Source organism: Erwinia sp. MMLR14_017 (assembly GCF_033657285.1).
Lineage (GTDB): Bacteria > Pseudomonadota > Gammaproteobacteria > Enterobacterales > Enterobacteriaceae > Erwinia.
Window position 1 is genome coordinate 354,761 of record NZ_JAWVWP010000002.1, and the last position, 24,519, is coordinate 379,279.

25 protein-coding genes are annotated in these 24,519 nt (G+C 54.8%); 11 read left to right on the forward strand and 14 right to left on the reverse strand.

Annotated features, from left to right (window positions below; translation table 11 throughout):
• Window positions 1-2: 2 nt before the first annotated feature.
• From SD961_RS04680 to SD961_RS04690, 3 genes are all read right to left on the reverse strand, one after another.
• Window positions 3-1,253, reverse strand: coding sequence for an extracellular solute-binding protein (locus tag SD961_RS04680; RefSeq protein WP_318789225.1), 1,251 nt, complete (start codon window positions 1,251-1,253; stop codon window positions 3-5).
• A gap of 205 nt (window positions 1,254-1,458) precedes the next feature.
• Window positions 1,459-2,394 (reverse strand): ROK family protein, encoded by a 936-nt coding sequence (locus tag SD961_RS04685; protein ID WP_318789226.1) that lies wholly within the window; start codon window positions 2,392-2,394, stop codon window positions 1,459-1,461.
• Entirely contained in the window at window positions 2,391-3,416 is a 1,026-nt protein-coding gene (locus SD961_RS04690; protein ID WP_318789227.1) for an SIS domain-containing protein, read from the reverse strand. Before SD961_RS04690 ends, SD961_RS04685 begins: the two co-directional genes overlap by 4 nt.
• Before the next feature lie 189 nt (window positions 3,417-3,605).
• Here SD961_RS04690 and SD961_RS04695 point away from each other — a divergent pair, with 189 nt between their 5' ends.
• From SD961_RS04695 to SD961_RS04710, 4 genes are all read left to right on the forward strand, one after another.
• Entirely contained in the window at window positions 3,606-4,376 is a 771-nt protein-coding gene (locus SD961_RS04695; RefSeq protein WP_318789228.1) for a DeoR/GlpR family DNA-binding transcription regulator, read from the forward strand.
• A gap of 145 nt (window positions 4,377-4,521) precedes the next feature.
• Window positions 4,522-4,830: a type II toxin-antitoxin system RelE/ParE family toxin gene (locus SD961_RS04700; protein ID WP_318789229.1), complete on the forward strand. Its 309-nt coding sequence runs from the start codon at window positions 4,522-4,524 to the stop codon at window positions 4,828-4,830.
• Window positions 4,827-5,111 (forward strand): helix-turn-helix transcriptional regulator, encoded by a 285-nt coding sequence (locus SD961_RS04705; RefSeq protein ID WP_318789230.1) that lies wholly within the window; start codon window positions 4,827-4,829, stop codon window positions 5,109-5,111. The genes SD961_RS04700 and SD961_RS04705 overlap by 4 nt, the downstream gene beginning before the upstream one ends.
• A 78-nt stretch (window positions 5,112-5,189) precedes the next feature.
• Window positions 5,190-7,022: an ABC transporter ATP-binding protein gene (locus SD961_RS04710; RefSeq protein WP_318789231.1), complete on the forward strand. Its 1,833-nt coding sequence runs from the start codon at window positions 5,190-5,192 to the stop codon at window positions 7,020-7,022.
• A gap of 142 nt (window positions 7,023-7,164) precedes the next feature.
• Here SD961_RS04710 and SD961_RS04715 read toward each other — a convergent pair whose 3' ends face one another.
• The 3 genes from SD961_RS04715 to SD961_RS04725 form a co-directional block, all read right to left on the reverse strand.
• Window positions 7,165-8,298 carry a GNAT family N-acetyltransferase gene (locus tag SD961_RS04715; protein ID WP_318789232.1) on the reverse strand — a complete coding sequence of 378 codons (1,134 nt, stop codon included), beginning with the start codon at window positions 8,296-8,298 and terminating at the stop codon, window positions 7,165-7,167.
• 131 nt (window positions 8,299-8,429) lie between these two features.
• Window positions 8,430-9,797 carry an MFS transporter gene (locus SD961_RS04720; protein WP_318789233.1) on the reverse strand — a complete coding sequence of 456 codons (1,368 nt, stop codon included), beginning with the start codon at window positions 9,795-9,797 and terminating at the stop codon, window positions 8,430-8,432.
• Window positions 9,798-10,126: 329 nt separating this feature from the next.
• The gene (locus tag SD961_RS04725; protein WP_318789234.1) at window positions 10,127-11,026 is read right to left on the reverse strand and encodes a LysR family transcriptional regulator; all 900 of its coding nucleotides are present in this window, start codon (window positions 11,024-11,026) and stop codon (window positions 10,127-10,129) included.
• A gap of 212 nt (window positions 11,027-11,238) precedes the next feature.
• Here SD961_RS04725 and SD961_RS04730 point away from each other — a divergent pair, with 212 nt between their 5' ends.
• From SD961_RS04730 to SD961_RS04750, 5 genes are all read left to right on the forward strand, one after another.
• Entirely contained in the window at window positions 11,239-11,571 is a 333-nt protein-coding gene (locus tag SD961_RS04730) for a helix-turn-helix domain-containing protein (protein ID WP_318789235.1), read from the forward strand.
• A gap of 38 nt (window positions 11,572-11,609) precedes the next feature.
• The gene (locus SD961_RS04735; RefSeq protein WP_318789236.1) at window positions 11,610-11,858 is read left to right on the forward strand and encodes a hypothetical protein; all 249 of its coding nucleotides are present in this window, start codon (window positions 11,610-11,612) and stop codon (window positions 11,856-11,858) included.
• Window positions 11,859-11,952: 94 nt separating this feature from the next.
• Window positions 11,953-12,459 carry a TIGR00645 family protein gene (locus tag SD961_RS04740; RefSeq protein WP_318789237.1) on the forward strand — a complete coding sequence of 169 codons (507 nt, stop codon included), beginning with the start codon at window positions 11,953-11,955 and terminating at the stop codon, window positions 12,457-12,459.
• A gap of 256 nt (window positions 12,460-12,715) precedes the next feature.
• Complete coding sequence (locus SD961_RS04745; RefSeq protein WP_318789238.1) at window positions 12,716-13,612, forward strand: alpha/beta hydrolase; 897 nt, start codon at window positions 12,716-12,718, stop codon at window positions 13,610-13,612.
• Between the two features lie 243 nt (window positions 13,613-13,855).
• Window positions 13,856-14,497, forward strand: a complete 642-nt coding sequence (locus SD961_RS04750; RefSeq protein ID WP_318789239.1) for a hydrolase — start codon at window positions 13,856-13,858, stop codon at window positions 14,495-14,497.
• Between the two features lie 153 nt (window positions 14,498-14,650).
• Here SD961_RS04750 and SD961_RS04755 read toward each other — a convergent pair whose 3' ends face one another.
• Window positions 14,651-15,559 (reverse strand): LysR family transcriptional regulator, encoded by a 909-nt coding sequence (locus tag SD961_RS04755; protein WP_318789240.1) that lies wholly within the window; start codon window positions 15,557-15,559, stop codon window positions 14,651-14,653.
• A gap of 169 nt (window positions 15,560-15,728) precedes the next feature.
• On the opposite strand from SD961_RS04755, the gene SD961_RS04760 reads away from it, so the two are divergent.
• Window positions 15,729-16,286, forward strand: coding sequence for an antibiotic biosynthesis monooxygenase (locus SD961_RS04760; protein WP_318789241.1), 558 nt, complete (start codon window positions 15,729-15,731; stop codon window positions 16,284-16,286).
• On the opposite strand, the gene SD961_RS04765 is transcribed toward SD961_RS04760, so the two are convergent.
• The 5 genes from SD961_RS04765 to gorA all read right to left on the reverse strand — a co-directional run bounded on the left by SD961_RS04765 (window position 16,277) and on the right by gorA (window position 21,568).
• Window positions 16,277-17,035, reverse strand: coding sequence for an ABC transporter ATP-binding protein (locus SD961_RS04765; RefSeq protein ID WP_318789242.1), 759 nt, complete (start codon window positions 17,033-17,035; stop codon window positions 16,277-16,279). The two genes, SD961_RS04760 and SD961_RS04765, sit on opposite strands and share 10 nt — an antisense overlap.
• A complete protein-coding gene (locus tag SD961_RS04770) occupies window positions 17,032-18,027 on the reverse strand; it encodes an iron chelate uptake ABC transporter family permease subunit (protein ID WP_318789243.1) in 996 nt (331 codons plus the stop codon). Before SD961_RS04770 ends, SD961_RS04765 begins: the two co-directional genes overlap by 4 nt.
• Entirely contained in the window at window positions 18,017-18,976 is a 960-nt protein-coding gene (locus SD961_RS04775; protein ID WP_318789244.1) for an ABC transporter permease, read from the reverse strand. The genes SD961_RS04770 and SD961_RS04775 overlap by 11 nt, the downstream gene beginning before the upstream one ends.
• Window positions 18,977-18,995: 19 nt before the next feature.
• Window positions 18,996-19,928 carry a siderophore ABC transporter substrate-binding protein gene (locus tag SD961_RS04780; RefSeq protein ID WP_318789245.1) on the reverse strand — a complete coding sequence of 311 codons (933 nt, stop codon included), beginning with the start codon at window positions 19,926-19,928 and terminating at the stop codon, window positions 18,996-18,998.
• Window positions 19,929-20,215: 287 nt separating this feature from the next.
• Complete coding sequence (gorA, locus tag SD961_RS04785) at window positions 20,216-21,568, reverse strand: glutathione-disulfide reductase (RefSeq protein WP_318789246.1); 1,353 nt, start codon at window positions 21,566-21,568, stop codon at window positions 20,216-20,218.
• 175 nt (window positions 21,569-21,743) lie between these two features.
• Between gorA and rnz the strand changes: the two genes are divergently transcribed.
• Window positions 21,744-22,658, forward strand: coding sequence for a ribonuclease Z (rnz, locus tag SD961_RS04790; RefSeq protein ID WP_318789247.1), 915 nt, complete (start codon window positions 21,744-21,746; stop codon window positions 22,656-22,658).
• Window positions 22,659-22,738: 80 nt separating this feature from the next.
• On the opposite strand, the gene SD961_RS04795 is transcribed toward rnz, so the two are convergent.
• Together SD961_RS04795 and SD961_RS04800 are read right to left on the reverse strand one after the other, a co-directional pair.
• Window positions 22,739-23,581 carry a 23S rRNA (adenine(2030)-N(6))-methyltransferase RlmJ gene (locus SD961_RS04795; RefSeq protein WP_318789248.1) on the reverse strand — a complete coding sequence of 281 codons (843 nt, stop codon included), beginning with the start codon at window positions 23,579-23,581 and terminating at the stop codon, window positions 22,739-22,741.
• A gap of 94 nt (window positions 23,582-23,675) precedes the next feature.
• A complete protein-coding gene (locus tag SD961_RS04800) occupies window positions 23,676-24,500 on the reverse strand; it encodes a CPBP family intramembrane glutamic endopeptidase (protein WP_318789249.1) in 825 nt (274 codons plus the stop codon).
• Window positions 24,501-24,519: the final 19 nt, after the last annotated feature.

Sequence of the window (24,519 nt, forward strand, 5' to 3'; positions counted from 1 at the left end):
CCTTAGTGCAGACGTTGTGCGCTTTTGGTTACCGCTTGCATACCCGCTTCCGGCGTTACCTGACCCTGCAAGACCTGCTGAAGCTGTTGCTGCAGGGTGTTGGAGAGACGGGAATAGTCGGCAGTAATCGGGCGCATCAGCATCACATCCAGCGCTGGCTTCGCGGCCGCGATCAGCGGCTCCTGACCTTTTTGCACGGCCGGGTCATCATAGGAAGATTTCCAGATCGGCAGGCTCAGACGGGCATATTTGTTCTGCACCGGCTGCGAGGTGAGATAGCGGATATACTCCCAGGACTCATTGGGATGGCCGCTGGCTTGCGTCACGCCCAGCCCCATAGATCCATTCATCGCCGCGACTGCGCCCGGCTTCTCGGAAGGTGCCGGGACAATGCCGACGTTGCCGGCCACTTTGCTCTGTTTCGGATCGTTAGCCATGTTGTACATGTAGGTCCAGTTCAGGGCAAAGGCGGCATCGCCATTGGAGAAGACCTTGCGCACATCCTCTTCCAGGTATTCACGGGAATTGGGATTGGTCACGCCTTTATCCAGCGAGGCCTTCATATAATTGACCGCTTTCACCGATCCGGCATCGCTGAAGTTCAGCTTGCCGTTTTGCCAGAACTGGCCGCCAAAGGCAGAGACCAGCGTGGTGTAGTCACATACCAGCGCTTCAGCCTGTGACCAGCTCCAGACCAGCGGATACTTCACGATGCCTTTCTCTTTCAGGATCTGCGACTGCTCCATTACCTGTTGCCAGGTTTCAGGCGGTTTGCTGATCCCTGCTTTGCTCAGCATCGCTTTGTTGTAGTAAAGGTATTTGGTGTCGAGGATCCACGGCATTCCCCACTGTTTGTTATTCCAGCTTACGGTGCTCCAGGCGCCCTCAAAGACTTTGGCTTTTTCCTCCGGCGTAATGTTGCTGCTGATATCTTTCAGCATGTTGAATTTGCCAAATTCAGCAGGCCACATGTCATCAAACAGCACCACATCGTAGCCGTTGCTGCCCGCACCACGCGCCGCGATGATTTTGTCATGCAACGCTTCGTAAGGAACAAACTCCAGGTTGACGCTGACGTCGGGATGGGCTTTTTCAAAGTCACTGGTCATGGCGCGCACGTCGGTTTCGCTGTAGGCAGCCTGCGACATAAACAGGGCGTTAATTTCTGTTTTTGCCGAAGCGATCCCGGAGGCGCTGAGAGCCAGCAGGGGAAGTAAATAACTGGTGATACGGGGGGTGAATCGACTCGTCATAAAAACTCTCCAATACGGTAAAGGAAAAACGATGGGTCGTTATTTTTCACGTTCGGTAAAATGCCTGGCTCTCTGCAGATCAGAGAGGCCAGGACTTTATTACAGGCACTTTCTTATTTTAGTCTTACGGTTAGCGGGTTCCCCTGACTGTTGGCCGATTCGCCGCTTCCGACGCGCCCGCCACGCGTCGAAAGATAGTTAATGTTTATGGCTGCGAGGCTTGCCTTAGCGTGGGCAGGATTGCCGCACCCAATGCGCCCGCCGCATCACCAAGAGAAGCGTAAGAAATATGCCGGTTGACGGCATAGCCGTCCGCGCGATGAAGCGCCTGGTCCAGACCTGCCTGATAAAGAGGAAGCAGCAGAGCCGCACTCCCGCTTAACAGGGTGATATCGGGGCCGTAAAGCGTCAGCAGAGTATTTAAACCGCGCCCTACCGTCTGACCATATTTATGCAGAATGGCGGCGACTCGTGCGTTCTCTGCTCTTAGCTCGGTTAATACCAGCACCGTGCGGGCATCCCAGGTCAGGTCAGGGATCTCCGCCAGCAGCGCCCGCTGTAACCAACTGCGCGAGGCCAGCATTTCCCAGCATCCCTGCAGTCCGCAATAGCAGATTACCGGGTCGCCAGAGACCGGAATATGTCCCGCTTCAGGATGTCTGCCGTCGAAACTGCGCAGCGGCTCGCCTTTATCCAGCAGCGCGACGCCAATGCCAGTACCCAGCGTAACCATCATCATGCGTTGACTGCCACGGCCCGCGCCCAGGTGATATTCACCCAGCGCGGCCACTACCGCATCGTTATCAATGGCCACCGGTATTGCCAGCAGCTCGCGCAGCTGTGCCACCAGCGGGTAAAAGGAGAAACAGGCCAGCGTATCGTTGTTTTCAATGATTTCGGTCTGATTATTGACCGGGCCGCTGGCACCGATGCCGACGCTTGCCAGCGACGATCCTGCTGGCAGTAAGGCATAAATCTTGTCCGCCAGCGCTTTGGCGCGCAGCTCCTGCGGCAGCGTGGCAAACCAGGCTGAAGGGATCGTTTCTGACACTACTTCCTTTTCACCATCCAGCAACACAATGCGGGTGCCGGTGCCACCCATATCAATACCAGCGCGAAGAGGAAGCGTATTGGTTGTCATATTTTTACCGTGATCTTTTTGCCGTAGAGAAATTCTCCTGGCACCATGCCATTACCCCTGGCAAGCGTAACGGTAAGATGCTGGACCCAGAGCATAGCGCAGAGCAGGCGGGTCAGCGGAGTGTCCCCTGAGACTTCCCACCGCTGGCTGTTGGCGTAAGCCTGTGGACCTACGGTAACCACTTCAGTGCCATTCTTCTCTAAGTCGGCTGCCAGCGTTTGCAGCGTGGCATCGCGGCCATCGCCGAACAGCAGGGCCAGCATACCTTCCCCAGAGGTTTCCATCGGACCATGGCGGAATTCGCCACCAATAAAGCCTTCCGCACTCACTTTCGACGCTTCTTTGGTGATCAGCGCACCCGTTAAGGCGGTCGCGGCATCCGCGCCCATGCCAATCAGCGCCACACGAGGTTTTGCATGGCTGAATAAACGGTCGGTAACGGTTTGCACCGGCGAGCGATTCTGCACAATTTCCGCCACTTTCGGTAACACCGCACGGACATCCTCTAAAAGCGGTTGTTCGTCGCGCCCGGTCAGGGCGTAAAGCGTGCGGTAGCTGGCGACCAGGGTATTGAGATAGCTTTTGGCGCTGACGGTAGCCTCTTCGCCACTTTTCAACTCCACCACAATGTCTGCTTTTTTAGCCAGCAGGCTCTGGGGATCGTTAGTCACGCCAATCAGCGTTTTTGCTGCCGGGAGGGTTTCCAGCACCGCCACTACTTCACCGCTCATACCGGACTGAGAAGTGATCCATAAAAGCGTTCCCGGCGTGATCAGGTTGGGCATATCAAGTAAGCGGCCCGCATCTGTACGCCATACCGGGAACCCTGAGGCGACCAGCTCACGCTCGATCGGGATCAGCGCGTAATCGGAAGATCCCATTCCCGTCAGCACGATACGATCGTACTGGCTGAGATCCAGCGAGTTCAGTGCGCCCGGCAGGGCATAGTTAAGCTGGTCTGTCAGAGCATCAACCTGCTGCCCCAGCTCTTTTTCATAGTCGCTAACGTACAGTGCCGACATAGGCCTCTTCTCTTAGAAATGAATAATCCTGATGACTTTAAACATATCTGCACGAATTCGTGCAGTCAAGCTGCTATTTTGTGCAATTTGATTAATTTTACCGCCTGTGATGCGGTTCTCAGGTGACAGATTGCACGTTGTAAGCCAATATATGCATGAAAGTGTGCAAAAGAGATAAAAGGAGCAGGGATGACAGCGGCACAACGCAGAGCACAAATTGTTGAAATGATCGCCGAACGCGGCTACCTGAATGCGGGCGAGCTTTCAGAAATCTTTGGCGTGGACAGCTCAACCATACGCCGGGATCTCTCCCTGCTGCAAAAAACCGGTAAGGTAATGCGCACGCACGGCGGGTTATTACCGGTTGAATCAGAAAACGGTCGGGATACGCCCTTCAACGAGCGGCTGCTGATGAACGCCGCGGCGAAAACGGCCATTGCCCGGTATGCTGCCAGCCTGGTGCAGGATGGACAATCGCTGATCCTCGATAACGGTTCTTCAGTCTATGCGCTGGCACTGGCGCTCAAGGAGAAGAAAAACCTGACGGTCGTGACCAACGATATTTATACGGCGATGGCGCTTGGTAGCCATCCCGGTATCACCGTGCATGTGGCTGGTGGACTGATGCTGGAGAGCGTCTATACGCTGGTAGGACAGGAGACGGTGGATAAAATCAACAGCATCCACGTTGACTGGGCGTTCCTCGGCTCTGAAGGCGTGCATTTTGACAGCGGCATCACCAACATCAATACAATTGAAATTCCGGTTAAACAGGCGATGATCCGTGCGGCGGAGAACACCGTAGTGCTGGCCGACAGTTCCAAAATTGGCTATCGTGCGCTGGCTCCTGTCTGTCCGTTAAACGATGTCAGCCAGATTATTACCGAAGCGTCGCCCACGCTGAAACAGCGGACAAAGTACGGCTCCCGCCTGGTAGTGGTGCCGCTGGAAGGGGCGTGATTTTCTCGGGCGTAGGAGCCTGGGGGTGGTGAAAAATTACATTGGTATTTTTTATTGTAAAAGTAAATTTCTCTTTTTAGAGAATTTAACTTATTGCGTGAAATTTCTCCTGGCGTTATATTTATGCCGCTGAAAGGGAGGAGCCATGTACAAGGTTTTAGCACATGAATTGGCCGCTCAGGAACTGGAAGATCTACCGGGGCGCCTTCGAGGTCAGATGTTCAGATTGATTGAGCGTCTCGAAACGGAAGGGCAATTGAAGATGCCACACAGTAAAGCGATCGGTGGCGGCTTGTTCGAACTGCGGGTAGGCGGAACAGTCATAGCCAGGTCGCTATATTGTTATGTAAAAGACCAAAATATTTATTTGCTTCACGCTTTTATTAAGAAAACCGAGAAAACCCCCGCGAACGCGATAAAGCTGGCGCGGCAACGCCTGGAGGATTTTGAATGAAACCAGTAGCGATCAAAGCGTTAAAAAAACGCATGCTTAATACCGCTGAATCACGCGAGGCGTATGAGGATGCTGACCGTGAACTCCGGGTATTGGAAGCGCTGCACGCTATGAGAGAAAAGGCGAAACTGTCAAAAGTAGAGCTGGCAGAACGTTTGGATATTGCGCCAAGTGCGATCACCAGACTGGAAAAAAACCCACTTGGCGCCAGTCTTAAAACGCTGGAACGCTACGCCAGAGCATGCGGTGCATCCTGGCATTTCGATATCGTCTATAAATAATTCAATCGCACTCCGTGCCGCAGGTCACGCCAGATATGCACTAAAATCAGTTCTTTTAGCCGTAAAAGTGAGCCTGTAATGCTGTTTCGCCGCTTTGAGAAACTGATCGATATTTTCCAGGAGGCGCCCAGCGCCACGCCGCCCGACAGCGTCTGGGCCTTCTACCTTTACTACCTTCGCCAGGTGTGGCAAAGCTTCGCCATGCTGCTGGTGGTGGGGCTGATTGGTTCGTTAATTGAGGTGGCGCTGTTTCGCTATCTCAGCACCATTATCGATATGGTTAACAGCACGCCCGCTGCCACCTTTTTCCGCGATCATGCCACTGAATTAATCTGGATGGTGGTGGTGGCGCTGGTGCTGAGGCCGATCTTTATCGGCCTGCACGATCTGCTGGTCCACCAGACCATCAACCCCGGCATGACCAGTATGATCCGCTGGCAAAATCACAATTACGTACTGCGCCAGAGCCTGAACTTCTTCCAGAATGATTTCGCCGGACGCATCGCCCAGCGCATTATGCAAACCGGTAACGCCCTGCGTGATTCTGCGGTGCAGGCGGTAGATGCGCTCTGGCACGTGCTGATTTATGCGATCACCGCGCTGGTGCTGTTTGCGGAAGCGGACTGGCGGCTGATGGTGCCGCTGCTGATCTGGATTGCTGGCTATATCATCAGCCTGCGTTATTTTGTGCCGCGCGTAAAATCCCGGTCGGTGGCTTCCAGCGATGCCCGCTCAAAACTCATGGGCACCATTGTGGATGGCTACACCAATATCACCACCCTCAAACTGTTTGCACACAGCGATCTGGAACGCGCATACGCCCGTGAAGCCATTGGTGACCAGACCGAGAAAACCCGCCAGCAGGGCAGGATGGTAACCAACATGGACGTGGTGGTCACCACGCTGAATGGTCTGCTGATCGTCAGCACCACCGGCCTGGCGTTATGGCTCTGGACGCACTCTTTAATCAGCGTGGGGGCGATTGCCCTGGCCACCGGACTGGTGATCCGTATCGTCAATATGTCCGGCTGGATCATGTGGGTGGTTAACGGCATTTTCGAGAACATCGGTATGGTGCAGGATGGCTTGCAGACAATAGCTCAGCCCGTCAGCGTCACGGATAAGCCCAAAGCGCCAGCGCTTAAGGTGCACAGTGGTGAGATCCGTTACGACCACGTTAATTTTAACTATGGTAGCGATCGTCGGGTCATTGATGACCTGCAACTCACCATTCGGCCAGGCGAGAAGATTGGCCTGATTGGTCCTTCGGGGGCAGGGAAGTCCACGCTGGTCAACCTGCTGCTGCGTTTATACGATCTGGACGGCGGACGAATTGTGATTGATGGACAGGACATTTCGCGGGTCAGCCAGGAAAGCCTGCGCGCGCAGATTGGCATGATTACTCAGGATACTTCTCTGCTGCATCGCTCCATCCGCGACAACCTGCTCTATGGTCGCCCTCACGCCACAGAAGCGGAGCTTGAACGCGCTATTCATCAGGCCAAAGCTGATGAGTTTATTCCTCTGCTGTCAGATCCGCAGGGCCGTTACGGGCTGGATGCACACGTGGGTGAGCGCGGGGTTAAACTCTCCGGCGGGCAGCGTCAGCGCATCGCCATCGCCAGGGTGCTGCTGAAAGATGCGCCGATCCTGATTATGGATGAAGCCACGTCGGCGCTGGACTCTGAAGTGGAAGCGGCTATTCAGGAGAGTCTGGAAACGTTAATGGGCGGTAAAACGGTCATCGCCATCGCGCACCGCCTGTCGACCATTGCCAAAATGGACCGTCTGGTGGTACTGGAAAAAGGCCGCATTGCCGAGATGGGCAGCCACCGCGAGCTGCTGGAGAAAGGAGGATTATATGCCCGTCTCTGGGCGCACCAGACCGGCGGCTTTGTGGGCGAGGATTAACCAGAATGGCCCTGCTGATGCAGGGCCATTGCTGGCAATAAGGGACTTTACCTCAGCGCTACGAATAGGTTTATCTGCACCACTCTCCCTCGCAGTCGCTTTGTGGCGATTTCACCGTTTGATATTAATCTACCCGATATTTTCAGTTCTCTTTCGTCTGGCGACGATAAGGTAAAGCTTCACGCGCCTCTTCTGCCCAGGCCATTACCCCGGCACGTTCCTGTTGTAGAAAATCCGCTACGGCTTCATGCAGACCCTGATGGCGGAGATAATGCCAGGATTCGGTGATCACCGGTTCAAAGCCGCGGATCAGCTTATGCTCCCCTTGCGCTCCGGCATCAAAACGCTGCAGTCCCTGCGCAATGGCATAATCCATACCCTGGTAAAAACAGGTTTCAAAATGCAGGCGGTTAAATTCTTCCAGACAGCCCCAGTAGCGGCCATACATCGTGGTCCCGTCGAGCAGACTGAAAGCCATTGCCGCTGCCAGCCCGTTTTGCGTGGCGAACACAACCCGGATGGCCTGCGGCATTCTCTCTGCCAGCAGACTGAAAAAGGTCCGGGTCAGATAGGGCCGCTGGCCGCGCACCGCGTAGGTGTTTGCATAGCAGGCATAGACAAAGTCCCAGTGGGATTCGCTGAGCTGGCTACCCGTCAGCCACTCAAACTCAAACCCCTGGCTGGCAACCAGCTCTCGCTCTTTGCGGATCTGCTTGCGCTTGCGCGACATCAGCGTATCCAGGAAGTCCTGAAAATCGCGGTAGCCGGGATTGTGCCAGTGGTACTGACAACCAAGCCGGGGAAGCCACTGCGCCTTTTCTGCCAGCAGCTCGCGCGTTTGCCTGTTGCCGAAATTGATATGCGCGCTGTGCAACTGGCGCTGGCGCAAAAAGTCGGGTATGGCTTCCAGCAGCTGGCGGCCCGCTTCGGCCTCTCCCAGCAGCCTGGCGCCAGTGACCGGACTGAACGGCACGGCAGCGAGCCACTTAGGATAGTAAGGTAAACCGGCGCGCTCGCAGGCCTCGGCCCAGGCGTGATCGAAAACGTATTCCCCTCTGGAGTGCAATTTGCGGTAGCCGGGCAGCGCCGCCCGCACTTCTCCCTTTTCTTTCCACAGCAGATGTTCAGGCTGCCAGCCGCTGCCTTTGCCCAGACAGCCGCTCTCTTCCAGGGTGCTGAGAAAGGCATGGCTGATAAACGGCTGATCGTCTGGCGTCAGGGCATCCCACTGACTGGCGGGAAGATCGGCCAGCTGCGTCAGAAGGGTAAGAGACATAGAAGCACTCCGTGGAGATTGTACGTACGGGAGTCCGTACCGGAAGCCCTAAGGTGAAGGTTTTCAGCGCGAAGATCAACGGCTGATGACGCCATCGCACGCGGCGCTAAACCCGTGCGATGGCAGGACGCTTAGCGCACGCCATCCGTCAGCGTATAACGCTGACTCTCCTCTGGCGTTTCACCGCCTACGCGGACAATTGGCCCCATAATAAACAGGAAGCAGATCGCCGCGACGATGCAATGCGCGCCAACAAAGATCAGCCCCACGCTGTAACTGCCGGTAAGCGCAACCAGATAACCAAACATAACAGGCGTGACGATGCCGGCAATGTTGCCCACGCAGTTAAAGATAGCGCCCGCCAGGCCAACGGCCTCCTTCGGCGCGGTATCGCTGATGATCGCCCAGGTGCCCGCACCCGCCGCAATTCCTTTGCCATAGAAAGCAAAAGACATAATGGCAATCACCCAGAAATTGCTGTTGGCACCGGCAGCGGCTATCAGCGTGGCGGCCATCAGCATACCGACGATATAGGGCGTTTTACGCGCCCAGGAGACCGACCAGCCGGTGCGGATCAGGTAGTCTGAGATAATGCCGCCCGAAATCCCGCCCGCAAAACCAAACAGCGCAGGTGCCACCGTGGCAAAGCCGGCATGCAGGATATCCATCCCCCGCGCCTGCACCAGATAGATAGGGAACCAGGTAATAAAGAAATAGCTCAGCGCGATAGTGCAATATTGCCCGATATAAGCGCACCAGAGCATCCGGTTGGTCAGTAATTTACGGAAGGTTGCCCGTGAAACACGGTTTTTATCTTTTCTCGCCTCAGTGGAATCGATATCAATCAGCCCACCGCCCTCAACAATATAGTTCAGCTCCTGGGAGGAGACGCGGGGGTGCAGACGTGGTTCTTTCATATACCAGAGCCAGGCAAAGAGGGCGGCCAGACCGATGGCGCCCAGCACAAAAAAGGGCCAGGGCCAGCCGAACTCAGAAACCAGCCAGCCGGAAAGCGGAGAGAAAATGGCAACGGCAAAGTATTGTGAAGAGGCGAAAAGAGAGGAGGCGCGACCCCGCTCAGCTTTGGGGAACCACATAATGGCCACGCGAGCGTTTGCCGGGAAGCTGGGTGCTTCAATCAGCCCCAGGGCAAAGCGCAGGCTGAACATGATAATTAATGCACTGGTGATCCCATTGGCAAATTCCCCCACAAAGCCCATCGCCAGCGTGGAGAGGGACCATAACACCAGCGTGACGCCATACACTTTTTTGGTGCCGAAGCGGTCCAGAAATAAGCCGCCGGGGATCTGTCCAATCACATAGGCCCAGCTAAAGGCGGAGAGCACAAACCCCAACTGAATGGGCGAGAGGCCGAATTCATCTTTGATAGCCCCGCCCGCTATCGACAGAATAGATCTGTCCGCATAGGCAATAACCGACAGGAATAATATCAACATTAATATCCAGACGCGGACATGCGACCCATTTTTAGCCGTCATAGTAATGACCCTTTTATTTATTATCGCCGGGGCAGATGAAGTGATTCAGTCATTAGCATTAGCCAGTAATTCAGGCGGGCAGGAGAGTGTAGGGCGCCTCTGCTAATTCGTGTTCAGTCAACTATAGGAGTGCCCTGGCGGGCTGGTCATTGGGCTTTTGTCGAAATAAGCGCGGAAATTCAGGGTCGAATTCAGCCAGAGTCACAGCCTGGCATGAGGCGGTTCACATTCCTGCAACTGTAGGGCTGGCGCGCAAAAAGGCTTTGCAGGAATGTGCTCTCTGTCGAGGATTCTCTTACCAGACTTATCTATGGCAGGCGCTGATCCGCTCAGGGGTCCATCATGCTGGGGCCGGTCTCTTTAAGGAAATTATAAAACCAGGTTTTAGCGGTGATATCGCCAATTTCCGTGTGCGCGTAGACAAAAACCTCCTGGTTTGGGACCTGAAACGGCAGCTCAAGCAGGCGACCATTGCCGCGGCGCAGGTAGATTTTGGCTGCCAGCGAGGGAAGAGTAACCAGCAGTTCACTGGAGGCGATAAGTTCACCTAATGCCGCAAAATGGGGGACTTCCAGCGCAATGTCTCGCTCCAGACCATACTCTTTCAGCCGATCTTCCACGCTGTGATGACCGCTGGTGGCCGCGACAATGATGTGCTGCTCCTGCATATACTCATCCAGCGAGAGCGTTGCACCAATCCGGGGATGGTTGCTGTTCAGCAGGCAGACGTAGCGCTCGTATAAAATCAGCTCACGCTGCGCGGAAGAGACGGTCTCATTACGGTTGCAGATAGCGGCATCAATCTTGCCGGTCAGCAGCCAGTCGTTAAGTCTCACAGTATCTACCGCAATCACCTCCAGCTGGATCGAAGGCGCTACGGCGCGCAGCGCAGCAACCAGCCTGGGCAATATCAACAGCTCGCCTAAATCTGAAAGCGCCAGGCGGAATTTATGCCGCGAGGTAGCGGGAACAAAGGTTTGCGTGTCGGCCACGGCTTTTTCGATGCCGGTCAGCGATTTTTTAAAGACTTTATAGAGCTGGACGGCCGTCGGCGTAGGTTGCATACCGGTACGGCTGCGCTTGAAAAGTTCGTCATTGGTTTCATTTCTCAGGCGGGATAACGCATAGCTGGCGGAAGGTTGGGTAATAAACAGCCGCTCCGCGGCACCGCTTACGCTGCGTGTTTCATAGATAGCCGTAAAAACGCGAACAAGGTTAAGATCCAGCATAACAACAGCCTATAGAGGTTATCTATTAAGGAAGATTTAAAATATCTATTTGAACTATTTTATTCTTCTTTATAACATTCGCACCATCTTCTTTTGATATGTTGCAGTATTTTTTGCATATCTCTAGTTTTTCCAATAAAAACATAAACTTATAAAATTCATCGCGCAAGTGGCGACGGCTTCGTGCAGGCTGTTGTCAGGGGAGAGGTCAAGTGAAAGGCGAAATCGTAGAGGTTATTATCGACTGGATTGAACAACATCTGGACGATGGATTAAATATTGAAGCTGTAGCGGCACGTTCAGGTTACTCAAAATGGCACCTGCAACGCGCTTTTAAAGAGAAGAAAGGCATGACGCTTGGCACCTTTATCCGCTGCCGCAGGCTGGATGAAGCGGCAAAAAGCCTGGTCAGCTCACATAAAACCATTATGACCATTTCCATGGATCTTGGTTTTTCCTCCCAGCAATGTTTTCAGCGCGTCTTTAAAAAGCATTTTAACGTTACGCCAAGAGATTACCGCAACCAGCATCGTGAATGGCACTGAGTCAGGCCAACCCTCTTACTTGATAAATTGATACATCCATGAAAAAACAGACACTGTTGCTTATTACTCTGGTGATGAGCAGCCCGGTTTTTGCCGCTACCGCTGCGCTGCATGCGCCCGTTAAGATTATCCCGTGCGATCCGGGCAGCTGCTTTACTGAAACCGGATCGGGCTATGACCTGACTCAGGGGGTAGCCGGTTACGATCGTCAGGTTCAGCGAGTCATGAAGCAAGTTGATGAAGTCGGCTCTGCTAACGCTGTGAATTTATCGGCACGGAGCCGCTAACGTAAAATCACTTAAATTCCGGCCAGCCCTGCTAGCGTAATGCAATACTTCCTCAGTTATACTGACGCTCGTGTTGAATTGCTTACGGAAAGCTATGGAACGTTTTGCTGAAAATCTCATTTATGCTTCTCGCTGGCTGCTGGCGCCAATTTATATTGGGCTCTCTTTAGGGCTGCTGGCGCTGGCGATCAAGTTCTTCCAGGAAGTTTTTCACCTGCTGCCCAACGTGCTGGCCATGGCGGAAAACGATCTGGTGCTGGTGTTACTGTCGATGATCGACCTGACGCTGGTGGGTGGGCTGTTGGTGATGGTGATGCTCTCTGGCTACGAGAACTTTGTCTCAAAGCTCGATATTGACGACCATAAAGAAAAGCTCAGCTGGCTGGGCAAAATGGACTCCGGCTCGCTGAAAAATAAAGTGGCCGCCTCAATTGTCGCTATCTCTTCCATCCACCTGCTTCGGGTGTTTATGGATGCTAAAAATATCCCTGATAATAAACTGATGTGGTACGTGATCATTCACCTGACGTTTGTGCTCTCCGCCTTTGTTATGGGCTATCTCGACAGCCTGTCACGCAAAGATAAAGCCAACAGCCACTGATCCCCTCTCTGCCCGGCTGACACGGGCAGAAGACTTTTTTCGGTCAGATCACATTTTTGCTTGCATCAGACGGGCCAGATCGCATAAAAAGCGGTGAAGAGCCGTTACCTCATGCCGATAAACACAGATATTCCCGATAACACTCCTTTTCCATCCAGTGAAATGGCGATTGTCGCCTTTTTTTACTGGCATCTTCATTGCATGAGTTTTTCACAGAATGTAATGGGTCTCTGTTTATTGAGGACGGATATGCCAGATGATTAGTCGTCGTCGGTTGATAATGGGCACCGGCGCCACTTTACTTGCCATGACCACCGGAAAACTGTTTGCCAGAGAAGACATTATTCCGCTCTGGCAGGATGACCCACCGGGCGGCGGTGGACCGAGCGGAAACCTGCGGGTTTCTGCCAATGGCTCATGGTCGAATATTGTCAGCCCGGCGATCCAGCGTTTCCAGCCGGAAAACCCTAACGGGTCGGCCGTGCTGATTGCGGCGGGCGGCGGCTATCGCTGGATTGGCATGGGCGGAGAAGCCTGGCCCGTCGCGCGCTGGCTGAACGCCCGTGGTTATACGGCCTACGTCCTCAGCTATCGTCTGCCGCACGAGAAGTGGCATGCCGCGAGTCTGGCGCCGCTGCAGGATGCGCAGCGTGCTATTCGTCTGGTTCGCTCAATGGAAAGAAAGGTGCATCTGCTGGGCTTCTCGGCGGGCGGTCACCTCTTTGGTATGGCGGCTGCCCGTCCAGATTTTGTGACTTATGAACCTCAGGATGCGCTGGATCAGGTGGTTCCTGTGGTAGACAGCGTCGGGCTAATCTATCCCGTGATCACCCTGGAGCCTCCCTATACGCATACCATGACGCATCAGCAGCTGGTCGGGAAAAATGCCTCTGCGAATCAGGAGGCGAACTGGTCAGTAGAAAATTACGTGACCCGGCACTTCCCGCCAACGTTTCTTGCTCAGGCGGAAGACGATCCGATTTCCAATCCTCACAACACCGTGATCATGCATGATACCTGCCGCAGAATGGGCGTGCCGGTGGAGCAGATCAACATCACCCGTGGCGGACATGGCTTCGGTTTAGGCAAAGCGGGCACGCCAGCCGCCCTGTGGGATGAAGCCTACGCCATCTGGCTGGACGCCCGCAGATAACGCCGCAACGCGCCTCTTTTTCCCGCCATAGTCAGGATTTTTTGATGACTTGTTAAAGGTTTTTTATCAAGTTATCCCACTGATCGTGCTCGCTATTTGCCGTTTCCACTCTGTCAAAAATTTCTCAACAAGTTGCCAAATTCTTTCCGCTATCAGCCCGGTGTGGCCTGCCGTATTGTGAGTTCCAACAGCACAACATAACGACATTACGTCACCCACACTACGCTTTGAGAGGATTTTAAAATGTCTACACTCGACCTGCTTGACCCACAGAACTCCACGCTGATTTTCATCGACCATCAGCCGCAGATGTCTTTCGGCGTAGCCAACATCGACCGCCAGCAGCTTAAAAATAATACCGTGGCGTTAGCCAAAGCGGGCAAAGTTTTTAACGTGCCGGTGATTTATACCTCGGTAGAAACAGAGAGTTTCAGCGGCTTTATCTGGCCGGAACTGCTGGCGGTGCACCCTGAGGTGAAGCCGATTGAACGCACCTCCATGAACTCCTGGGAAGATGCGGCTTTTGTCGAAGCAGTCAAAGCGACCGGCCGCAAAAAGCTGATTATCTCTGCACTCTGGACGGAAGTTTGTCTGACCTTCCCGGCGCTGATGGCGCTGAAAGAGGGATTTGAAGTCTATGTGGTGACGGATACCTCTGGCGGCACCAGCGTGGATGCGCATGAGCGTTCTGTTGACCGCATGGTACAGGCCGGTGCAGTGCCGGTGACCTGGCAGCAGGTCTTGCTGGAGTACCAGCGTGACTGGTCACGTAAAGAGACCTACGATGCGGTGATGGATCTGGTGCGCGAACACAGCGGCGCCTACGGCATGGGTGTGGATTATGCCTACACCATGGTGCATAACGCGCCCGCCCGTCTGAAATAGTGCCAGAGCAGGTCGTCTGAAGTCTGGCGGCCTGCTTACGTTCAGGCTCATACTGCGGAAAGGCATCACTCTCTGCCGCCCATTCTGGCGCGGACAGGGAGTGATAAAACGAGTAAACCTGCCATCGTCATGAGAGATAGCGGGTTCGCTGCGTTAGTCGATGCAGTAAACGCTGCTCAACCCTTCAAAACGTTGCAGATTCTCCCGCCACCACAAAGCAGCATTGCCGGTGGCGTTTTCATTCCATGCCAGGAAAGCCCGATCGCGACGCGTTTCACTCTCCAGCCGGCGTTCCACCAGCGTACCGCTGACAAGGTGGGGTTCAGCCAGGTAGCGAGGCAGATAGCCGCATCCCAGTCCGGCGAGCTGGGCCTGCACCTTTGCACCGAAATCATGCACGCTGAGGATCTTCTGTTCATCCAGCACGCGTAAGTCCGTCCCGGCTGCGTGTCGAGAAGTATCGCGCACCACTACCGCACGGTACTGACGAACCTGGTCGCGCAGCAACGGCTCGGGCAGCTTTGCCAGGGGGTGCTCAGGCGCAACGGCAAACAGATATTCCAGCCAGCCAACCGGCACGCAGTCGATACCGCTGCGGGTAGCGGGTTCCTGCACGGCGCCAAACACGATATCCGCATCGCCATAGCTCAGCGCTTCCCAGCAGCCTGCCAGCACGTCCTGACGAAACAGCAGCTGCGTGTGCTGGTGCTCCTGATAAAAGCGATCGACCAGCGGCGTCAGCAGCGCAAACGGCACCGAGGCATCCACGCTTATCGTGAGTTTGCTCTCCCAGCCGCTTTCCACATACTGCGCCTGTTGCTCAAGCTCACTGACCGCGCGTAATAACACCCGCCCTTTTTCCAGCATCAGTCGTCCTGTGGGCGTGAAGGTGGCCCGGTGACCAGAGCGATCTAACAATTTGATATTGAGATCGCTTTCCATCTTCTGCACGGTATAGCTCAGGGCAGAAGCGGTTTTAAACAGCCTGGCGGCGGCGGCGGCGAAGGTGCCATGGCGATCGAGGGCATCCAGAATCAGCAGCGCTTCAAGGTTCAGTCTCATGGCCTTTATCAATCCCAAAATTCGTTGAACAACAACCCAAAATCTTTCCGTTATCAACCACCGTTGCTATTTCGTATTGTTTCCCTACGCAACGCAACCTCTAAATGCCTGGCGCGAAGGAAATCAGCGCTCTTTCCCGGCCCGGCGATTTTCAGTGAAGGAGATAACGGTGGAATACCCTCATCAACCCGAGCATATCACCCTGGTGATCACGCACAGCGTGCTGGCGGACAAACAGCAAGAATATGAGCGCTGGCTTGAGGCTATCATGCCGGAAGCCGCGCTCTCCCTCGGCCATCTTGGGGTGAACGTGCTTCGTCCGGTACATGGCGAGATGACCTATACGGTGCTGATCCGTTTCGATAACCTGGTGAATCTTTATCACTGGATAAAATCGGATCGGCGCAAAGCCAGGATAGCAGAGCTGGCCCCGCTGCTCAGCGCTCAGGAGCATATCGAACTGCGTCCCGGTGCGGCATTCTGGTTTACGCCGGCGAGCGCTGCTCATCCTGCTCCGGCGCGGTGGAAGCAGTATCTGGTAACGCTGGCGGTGATTTATCCTTCCACCAACCTTGTTCCCTGGTTCTGGGGGCTGCTCCTGCCTGCTGCGAAAGGAACGCACTGGGGACATCTTCTTAACGATGCTTCAGTGGTGGCTTTGGTGGTCTTTTTGTGGATGCCGATCGTTACGCGTCTGCTTAAAAACTGGCTCAGCTCTCAACGATAATATACCGCCACGGGCTGGCCGTGGATCTGCTCGATAGTGACCTCAGTATCGAAAATATCGCCGAGCACCGCAGAGGTCATGATCGCCTGCGGCGTGCCGCGATAGAGGATCCGGCCCTGTTTCATCGCAATAATATGGTCCGAATAGGCCGAGGCGAAATTGATATCGTGGATCACCAGAACGATGGTCTTCTTCAGCTCATCCACAGCACGTCTGAGCTGTTTCATCATCGCCACGCTGTGCCGGATATCGAGATTATTTAACGGCTCATCCAGCAGCACATATTGGGTATTCTGACAGAGCACCATCGCGACATACGCCCGCTGCCGCTGTCCACCAGAGAGTTCATCAAGATAGCGTGCCTTCAGCGGCATCAGATCCAGAAAGAGTAAGGCGGCATCAATATGCTTACAGTCCTCTTGCGTCAGTCGTCCCTGCGACCAGGGATAGCGTCCAAAGCTCACCAGGTCATACAGGGTCAAACGGCCGGTAAAATGGTTCTCCTGGCGAAGAACAGAGAGCACTTTTGCCAGCTGCCTGCCTGGGGTACGCTGCACATCCAGCCCCTTTACCGAGACGCTGCCCGCTTCCGGTTGGAGCAAACGGCTCATCACTGCCAGCAGCGTTGATTTCCCTGCGCCATTCGCGCCAATAATCGAGGTCAGCCCGCCATCCGGCAGAGATTCACTGATATTGTCCAGCACCGTAGTTTGCTGATATTTTTTTACGACACCGTTTATTTCGATCACTTCGTTGTCTTCCTGATCAACAGATAAAGGAACAGTGCGCCGCCAGCGAACTCAATGACCACGGACAGCGTGCCCGCCCTGTTCAGCAGACGCTCCAGCACCAGCTGACCGCCGACAAGCGTGATGATACCCGTCAGGATCACGCCAGGCAGAAGATACTGGTGACGGTGCGAACCGATAATCTGGTAACTGAGGTTTGCCACCAGCAGCCCCAAAAACGTCAGCGGCCCAACCAGCACGGTGGAGACTGCCACCAGCAGGGAAACCAGCAGCAGTACGGCCATCACCTTTTGCTGATAAGCCACGCCAAGATTAACAGCCGCCTCCCGGCCCAGCGCCAGCACATCCAGCAGATGTCGCAGACGCCAGATAACCACTGCGGCCAGCAGCACAATTACCGCAGAGAGAGCAATAATTTCCGGCGCGGCGCGGGTAAAGGTGGCGAACACCCGCCCTTGCAACACCGCAAATTCACCTGGCGCCAGCAGGCGTTGCATCAGGCCAGAAAGGCTGCGGAACAGCGTGCCAAATACCAGACCCACCAGCAAAACTTTATGTAAATCAGCACCTCTGCCAGCCAGCAGCCAGCGGTAGAGCATCACTGAAAACAGCAGCAGCAGCGAGGTTTCACAAAGAAATTTGCCAACGATTCCCAGCATCCTGAAGCCATCCGCATCGATAAAAAAGATCAGTGCGGTCTGAATCAGGATAAACAGCGCTTCCAGGCCCATAATGGAGGGCGTCAGGATGCGATTACTGGTGACGGTCTGGAACAGCAGCGTACCTACGCCAGCGGCGAACGCTACCAGCAGCATGGTGGCCAGAATCAGGCCACGGTGAACAAGGATATAGCGCAGATTGCCATGCAGATTCACCGTCATAAACAGCACCATGGCCGCAAGCGCCATGGCGGCAAGCAGTAGCAGACGTTTATGGGGAGAAGGCTTCCTGGTTGCGGGCAACGGCGCGGATAAAGAGGTATCAGCCTGCATGTTGCGGCCTCCTTGTCAGCAGCCAGAGAAACACCAGCGCCCCGATCACGCCAAGAATGACGCTGACCGGCATCTCGAACGGCCAGACAATCAGCCGCCCGACGATGTCGCACAGCACCACCAACCCGCCGCCGCATAAGGCGACCCAGGGCAGGGTTCTGCGCAGGTTATCGCCCATCGCCAGGCTGATGATATTGGGCACAATCAGCCCGAGGAACGGCAGCACGCCGATCACCACCACCACCACGCCGCTGATGACAGAGACAATCGCCATGCCGGTCAGCAAAATAGAGTGATAGTTCAGGCCAACGTTGACGGAAAATTCCCGCCCCATTCCTGCCACGGTGAACCTGTCGGCAATCAGCATCGCGACCAGGGTCAGCGCGCCAACCAGCCAGAGAAGTTCATAACGCCCCTGAAGCACGCCGGAGAAATCACCCGACTCCCAGCCGCCCAGCGATTGCAGAAGGTCAGACTCCATCGCCAGGAAAGTGGTCACCGAACTGAAAATAGCACCAAGCATGATGCCGGTCAGCGGCACCATCAGCGGGGTTTTGATACGCATCCGTTGCAGCATCGTCATAAATAACGCCGTTCCGCCCATGGCAAACATCACCGCAATCACCATTTTCGTCAGCACGGAGGCGGCGGGATTCACCATCATCACCAGCAGCAGGCCCAGACTGGCCGACTGCGTGGTTCCCGCTATTGAGGGTTCCACAAAGCGGTTCTGCGTCAGCATTTGCATAATCAGCCCCGCCACGCTCATCGCGCTGCCTGCCAGCAGCAGCGCCAGCGTGCGGGGTACGCGGCTGAGCAGAAAGATGTCGCGCATATCTTCATCGTGCCAGATCCCGCTCCAGCTCATCGGGCCTGCGCCTACAAACAGGCTCCAGACCATCAGGCCCAGCAGAGCTGCCAGCCCGGCAACAAAAGTCAGGTTTTTCATCTGTGAAAAGGGCCTTGCGTTAATCCAGCGCGGTACTGATAGTCTCCATCAGCTGGCTGTAGCTTTGCAGACCGCCAGCGATATAGAGCGAAGCAGAGTCAAGGTAGACAATATGCTGATGCTGCCATGCGTTGGTTTTGCGGATCAGCGGGTTATCCAGCACCTGCTGAGCAGACTGTCCCTCTTTGCGGCCAATGGCGTTATCGCGATCCAGCACAAAAAGCCATTCAGGATTGGTTTGCAGAATAAACTCCGGGGAGACGACGTTACCGTGGCGGCCGGTTTGCCTGAAGCTGGTAGCAGGCGCAAACCCTAAAGCGTCATAGATAAAGCCAAAGCGGGAACCGGGAGTATAGGCCGACATTTTCCCGCCGTTGATCATAATAACCATGGCGGTGCCCGCCTGCGCTGACTTCGCTTTGATCGCGGCAATCTTCGCATCAAAGTCTGCCAGCAGCGTTTTTGCCTGCTCCTGCTTACCAAAAATGGCCGCCAGCTGCTTTGTGCGTTGCGTCAGGCTGGCGACAAAATGCTGCGGGTCTGTATCGAGCGCAATAGTGGGCGCGATTTCGCTAAGCTTGTCATACGCATCGCGGGCGCGGCCGCCAGCAATAATCAGATCCGGTCTGGCGTTCACCAGCGCCTCATAATCAGGTTCAAACAGGGTGCCTGCATTCAGGTAATCTTCGCTCTGATATTTCGCCAGAAAGGGGGGAAGGTGGGCGCTGTTTTTGGGGACGCCCGCTACCGGAATCTTCAGCGCATCGGCATTATCCAGCGTTGCCGGGTTAAGAATAATCACCTTTTTCGGGTTGAGCGGCACCTGCGTTGTTCCTTGCGCATGCTCGACTGATATCGTTTCTGTTTTTTCAGCCGCTAAAGCGGGCTGAAAAGATCCCATCGCTAATCCTGTTACCACCAGTAATGATGCCAGCGCTGAACGAATTTTCATTTTCTCTCCTGAAAGTGAAAGGGGGATAATTATTGAATGCTAATGATTCGTATTTAAATTTGTGTCAATAATACGCGAACGAGGCGGGGAATAAACAGGGTTTTTGTATAGGATTGTCAGGGCGTTGGGCTGAAAGAGGCGGAAGATTGTGCAGCGCGACCCCTGCGCTTTACCCCAGCCTGTAAAATTTTCTCTCCTCAGCGAATAAAAAATCGTGATCCGTCTGTGGAAAATAGCGCATAAAAAAAGCCAGCATTCGCTGGCTTTTTCTTTTGGTGCTTAGCGCATTAGCGCATGGTAACGAACTCTTCAGAACCGGTCGGATGGATAGCGACGGTGTTGTCGAAGTCTTTCTTGGTTGCGCCCATCTTCAGCGCCACGGCGAAGCCCTGTAGCATCTCATCCATGCCGTAACCGATACCGTGAATACCGACAATTTTTTCATCCTTGCCCACGCAAACCAGCTTCATGCGGCACGGCTGGCGGTGTTGGGTAACTGCGGTGTACATGGCGGTGAAAGCGGATTTATAGACTTTCACTTCGTCATCACCATATTTTGCACGCGCTTCTGGCTCGCTCAGACCCACGGTGCCGATTGGCGGGTGGCTGAAGACCACCGTTGGCACGTTGCTGTAATCCAGGTGCTCTTCCGGCTTGTTGTTAAACAGACGTTCTGACAGACGACGCCCTGCGGCAACGGCTACCGGCGTCAGCTCAACCGCACCGGTATTGTCGCCCACGGCATAGATGCCCGGAACGTTGGTGTTCTGGTATTTATCGACGCTGATGTAACCTTTTTCGTTCAGCTTCACGCCGGTGACATCCAGGTTCAGGTTATCAGTCATTGGCTCACGACCAATGGCCCAGACCAGGCAGTCAACCGTCTGATCCTTGCCGTTTGCCAGTTTCAGCGTCAGGCTGCCGTCACCATTTTTAATCACCGCCTCAGGAACAGAGTCAGTGTGCAGCTCCGGCCCTTCAGCATTCATCACTTCAACCAGCGTTTCAACAATCAGCGGATCGAAAGTACGCAGCGGCGCATGCTTACGCACAAACAGGTGCGTTTCTGAACCCAGCGCGTTAACCACGCCTGCGATTTCAACCGCGATATAGCCAGCGCCCACGACAGCGGTGCGTTTTGGCAGAGCATCCAGCTCAAAGAAGCCGTCAGAATCGATACCGTATTCCGCACCAGGGATCGACGGATGGCTTGGACGGCCGCCAGTGGCGATCAGGATATGGTCGGCAGTGATTTTTTCGCCGTTCACTTCTACGGTATGCGCATCCACAAAGCGTGCGTAACCTTTGATTACGTCAACATTGTTTTTACCCAGCACGTTGTCGTATGAGGTATGAATACGATCGATATAGGCGGTGCGGTTTTTTACCAGCGTGCCCCAGTTAAAGCTGTTGACGGTGGTATCGAAACCATAGTCAGGGCCATACTGGTGAATAGCTTCAGCGATTTGCGCCGCGTGCCACATCACTTTCTTCGGAACGCAGCCGACGTTCACGCAGGTACCGCCAAGATCTTTCGCTTCGATCAACGCACATTTCTGGCCGTACATAGCCGCACGGTTAATAGAGGCGATACCGCCGCTGCCGCCGCCAATGGCAAGATAGTCATAATGTCTGGTCATCGGGAATTCCAAAGTTAGTGAAATGAATTGGCAGTAGTGTAACGCCACTCGGTTAAATGCCGCAAAGTTTGCATCTATGATTGTAATAGGGCGGGGGCAATGAAATGCGCAATAATCCTGTTTTACTGCGATCCCCCTCACTTTTTTAACGGCTACAAGGGCTGAGAGAAACCGGATGGAACTGCTATTTTTAGGAACCGGCGCGGGTACGCCCAGCCGCCAGCGCAACGTCACCAGCATTGCGCTGAATCTGCATGGCGTGCGCAGCAGATGCTGGCTGTTTGACTGCGGAGAAGGGACACAGCATCAGATGATGCGCTCCAGAGTGAAGAGCGGCAAAATCGAAAAGATTTTTATTACCCATCTGCACGGAGACCACATCTTTGGCCTGCCGGGGCTGTTGACCAGCCGATCGATGAACGGTATCAGCGATACCATGACGATATACGGGCCGAAAGGTATCAGGTCCTTTGTCGACACCACCCTGAGCCTGAGCGGCTCCTGGCTCACCTTTCCACTGGAGATTATGGAGATAGAGGCGGGGGAAGTGTTTAATGACGAGCATTTTCGCGTGACGGCTTATCCGCTGACGCACCCGGTAGAGTGTTACGGTTTTCGTATCGAAGAACATGATAAGCCCGGCGCGCTGGATGCCGAAAGGCTTCTTGCCGACGGTATAAAGCCCGGCGCGCTGTTTCAGCAGCTCAAGCTGGGTAAGACGGTGACGATGGAAGATGGACGGGTGGTGGAGGGAAAAGCCTATCTTGGCCCCGCCACAAAAGGCGTGACGCTGGCCATCTTCGGCGATACCAGCCCTACGCCTGCGACCAGCGAACTGGCAGCAGGGGCGGATGTGATGGTGCATGAAGCCACGCTGGAAGCCGCGATGGAGGAGAAAGCCAACGGGCGAGGGCACTCTTCTACCGTACAGGCAGCCACGGCCGCAAAACAGGCGGGGGCAAAAAGGCTGATTGTCACGCATCTCAGTTCACGTTATCTGCGGGAGGATTCGGAAAGATTGCTGGCAGAATGCCGGGAGATTTTCCCGAATACCGAGATGGCACATGATTTCTCGGTATTCAGGTTGTAGCAGAGCAGAAATGGCGCTGCTATTCTCCAGCGCTTAATCAGGCACCCTTCTGCTATTTAATGCGTCCGGGATGCGGCCGATTATTCCGGCACAATCCAGCTGACTTTGGTGTGGCCGGTTCCTGCGGGAACCAGGTGCTTCAGCAGCCATGGCAGCACGTTGTTCATCTGCTGCTCCAGCTTCCACGGCGGGTTGATCACAATCATACCTGAGGCGGTCATGCCGAAGCGGTCGCTGTCCGGGCGGACGCCCAGCTCGATCTGCAGAATGCGACGAATGCCGGAGGCTTCAAGCTCTTTGGTAATGCGTTTGATCTGCTGACGCAGTACCACCGGATACCACAGCGCAAACACGCCGGTGCCGAAACGTTTGTACCCTTCCAGCAGCCCGGTTACCACCGCCTGATAATCCGATTTCAGCTCGTAAGGGGGATCGATCAGAACCAGACCACGGCGCGACGGCGGCGGCAATTTCGATTTCAGCTGCTGGAAGCCGTCCGCTTTCTCGGTGCGGGCGCGTTCATCCTTCTGGAACTCATTGCGTAGCATCGGGTAGTCGCTGGGATGCAGTTCCGTCAGGTTCAGCTTGTCATAAGGGCGTAGCAGGTGACGCGCAATCAGCGGCGAACCAGGGTAATAACGCAACTTGCCGTTCGGGTTCAGCGCCTTGATGCAGGAGATATAGCTCTCCAGCTCTTCTGGCAGGTCATCCTGTTGCCAGATGCGGGCGATCCCTTCCAGATATTCACCCGTACGCTCGGCGTGCTCGCCGCTCAGCTGATAGCGCCCGGCCCCGGCATGGGTATCCAGATAGAGGTAGGGTTTATCCTTCTCATTAAGCGCGGTGATGATCAGGCTCTGAACGGTATGTTTGAGAACGTCGGCATGGTTGCCGGCATGAAAACTGTGGCGATAACTCAGCATGTCTTGGGATCTGTCCGGTGGGAAGTGAGGTGCGTGCCGCCGGTGGCGGCACATGTTGGCCCCAGTATAACCGCCCTGCGCTGAAAATGCTCTGTTATCCTGGCAGGCGTTGCCAGACCGGATAGGTGAAGAACAGCAGATGCAGCAGATTAAAGGCGAAATGCACCAGCGTGGAGACCCACACTCTGCCGCTCCAGAGCCAGGCCAGGCCGTAGATAAGGCCAGTCAGCGCGGCAAAGAACACCAGCAGCGGCCCGCCAGCAAGGTGTGCCAGACCAAATATTACCGCTGCAATCAACAAGCCCCAGAGATTGCCGAGCTTCTGGCTGACGCGCTGCTGAAGATAGCCGCGAAACAGCGCTTCTTCCGCAAATGAGACAAAGAACAGGTTTGCCAGCATAAAAGCGCCAAGCCATTCAGGCTGATGCAGCTCGACACGCAAGCCGCCGGCCAGCGTGGCGACCAGCAGCAGAAGCGGCATAGTGAGCATCAGCACCAGCCACCACAGCCGGTTTTTTGGCCCCACAGCCGGACGTTTCAGCAGCGTGGGCAGGCAGGCTAGCAACACAAAGGGGATCAGGGCTTTATCGAAATTGTAGTAAAAGCTGAAGGGGGCACTTTCCGGTCCGACTTTAACGGCGTTGATAATCTTCAAGTTATTAAAGCCCGGAATAAAATGCAGCATCAGCGCGACGGCGCTGAGCAGCAGCAGCGCTTCGCCAGCGACAGCCGTGGTGCCTCGCTCTTTTATTCTCATTTGCCAGAGCGCGACAGCCCCAATAACAACCAGGGCGCCGAGGGCCTGCCACTGGAGCGTTTCATCAATCGTCGCCAGAACCAGCGCTATTGCCAGTAACCCCAGTGAAGCGCGTCGGTGGAAAGAAAGCAGTAGCAGTGAGGCAGCAAAGAGATACCACATAACAACACTCCGTGTGAGT

What these genes read in the sequence shown, in the direction of transcription:
- SD961_RS04795 (WP_318789248.1), bottom strand. Translation starts at nt 23,581, where the DNA reads ATGCTGAGTTATCGCCACAGTTTTCATGCCGGCAACCATGCCGACGTT.
- gorA (WP_318789246.1), bottom strand. Translation starts at nt 21,568, where the DNA reads ATGACCAGACATTATGACTATCTTGCCATTGGCGGCGGCAGCGGCGGT.
- SD961_RS04775 (WP_318789244.1), bottom strand. Translation starts at nt 18,976, where the DNA reads ATGAAAAACCTGACTTTTGTTGCCGGGCTGGCAGCTCTGCTGGGCCTG.
- SD961_RS04735 (WP_318789236.1), top strand. Translation starts at nt 11,610, where the DNA reads ATGAAAAAACAGACACTGTTGCTTATTACTCTGGTGATGAGCAGCCCG.
- rnz (WP_318789247.1), top strand. Translation starts at nt 21,744, where the DNA reads ATGGAACTGCTATTTTTAGGAACCGGCGCGGGTACGCCCAGCCGCCAG.
- SD961_RS04745 (WP_318789238.1), top strand. Translation starts at nt 12,716, where the DNA reads ATGATTAGTCGTCGTCGGTTGATAATGGGCACCGGCGCCACTTTACTT.
- SD961_RS04715 (WP_318789232.1), bottom strand. Translation starts at nt 8,298, where the DNA reads ATGTCTCTTACCCTTCTGACGCAGCTGGCCGATCTTCCCGCCAGTCAG.
- SD961_RS04780 (WP_318789245.1), bottom strand. Translation starts at nt 19,928, where the DNA reads ATGAAAATTCGTTCAGCGCTGGCATCATTACTGGTGGTAACAGGATTA.
- SD961_RS04705 (WP_318789230.1), top strand. Translation starts at nt 4,827, where the DNA reads ATGAAACCAGTAGCGATCAAAGCGTTAAAAAAACGCATGCTTAATACC.
- SD961_RS04750 (WP_318789239.1), top strand. Translation starts at nt 13,856, where the DNA reads ATGTCTACACTCGACCTGCTTGACCCACAGAACTCCACGCTGATTTTC.
- SD961_RS04695 (WP_318789228.1), top strand. Translation starts at nt 3,606, where the DNA reads ATGACAGCGGCACAACGCAGAGCACAAATTGTTGAAATGATCGCCGAA.
- SD961_RS04680 (WP_318789225.1), bottom strand. Translation starts at nt 1,253, where the DNA reads ATGACGAGTCGATTCACCCCCCGTATCACCAGTTATTTACTTCCCCTG.
- SD961_RS04710 (WP_318789231.1), top strand. Translation starts at nt 5,190, where the DNA reads ATGCTGTTTCGCCGCTTTGAGAAACTGATCGATATTTTCCAGGAGGCG.
- SD961_RS04800 (WP_318789249.1), bottom strand. Translation starts at nt 24,500, where the DNA reads ATGTGGTATCTCTTTGCTGCCTCACTGCTACTGCTTTCTTTCCACCGA.
- SD961_RS04690 (WP_318789227.1), bottom strand. Translation starts at nt 3,416, where the DNA reads ATGTCGGCACTGTACGTTAGCGACTATGAAAAAGAGCTGGGGCAGCAG.
- SD961_RS04685 (WP_318789226.1), bottom strand. Translation starts at nt 2,394, where the DNA reads ATGACAACCAATACGCTTCCTCTTCGCGCTGGTATTGATATGGGTGGC.
- SD961_RS04720 (WP_318789233.1), bottom strand. Translation starts at nt 9,797, where the DNA reads ATGACGGCTAAAAATGGGTCGCATGTCCGCGTCTGGATATTAATGTTG.
- SD961_RS04740 (WP_318789237.1), top strand. Translation starts at nt 11,953, where the DNA reads ATGGAACGTTTTGCTGAAAATCTCATTTATGCTTCTCGCTGGCTGCTG.
- SD961_RS04725 (WP_318789234.1), bottom strand. Translation starts at nt 11,026, where the DNA reads ATGCTGGATCTTAACCTTGTTCGCGTTTTTACGGCTATCTATGAAACA.
- SD961_RS04755 (WP_318789240.1), bottom strand. Translation starts at nt 15,559, where the DNA reads ATGAGACTGAACCTTGAAGCGCTGCTGATTCTGGATGCCCTCGATCGC.
- SD961_RS04770 (WP_318789243.1), bottom strand. Translation starts at nt 18,027, where the DNA reads ATGCAGGCTGATACCTCTTTATCCGCGCCGTTGCCCGCAACCAGGAAG.
- SD961_RS04700 (WP_318789229.1), top strand. Translation starts at nt 4,522, where the DNA reads ATGTACAAGGTTTTAGCACATGAATTGGCCGCTCAGGAACTGGAAGAT.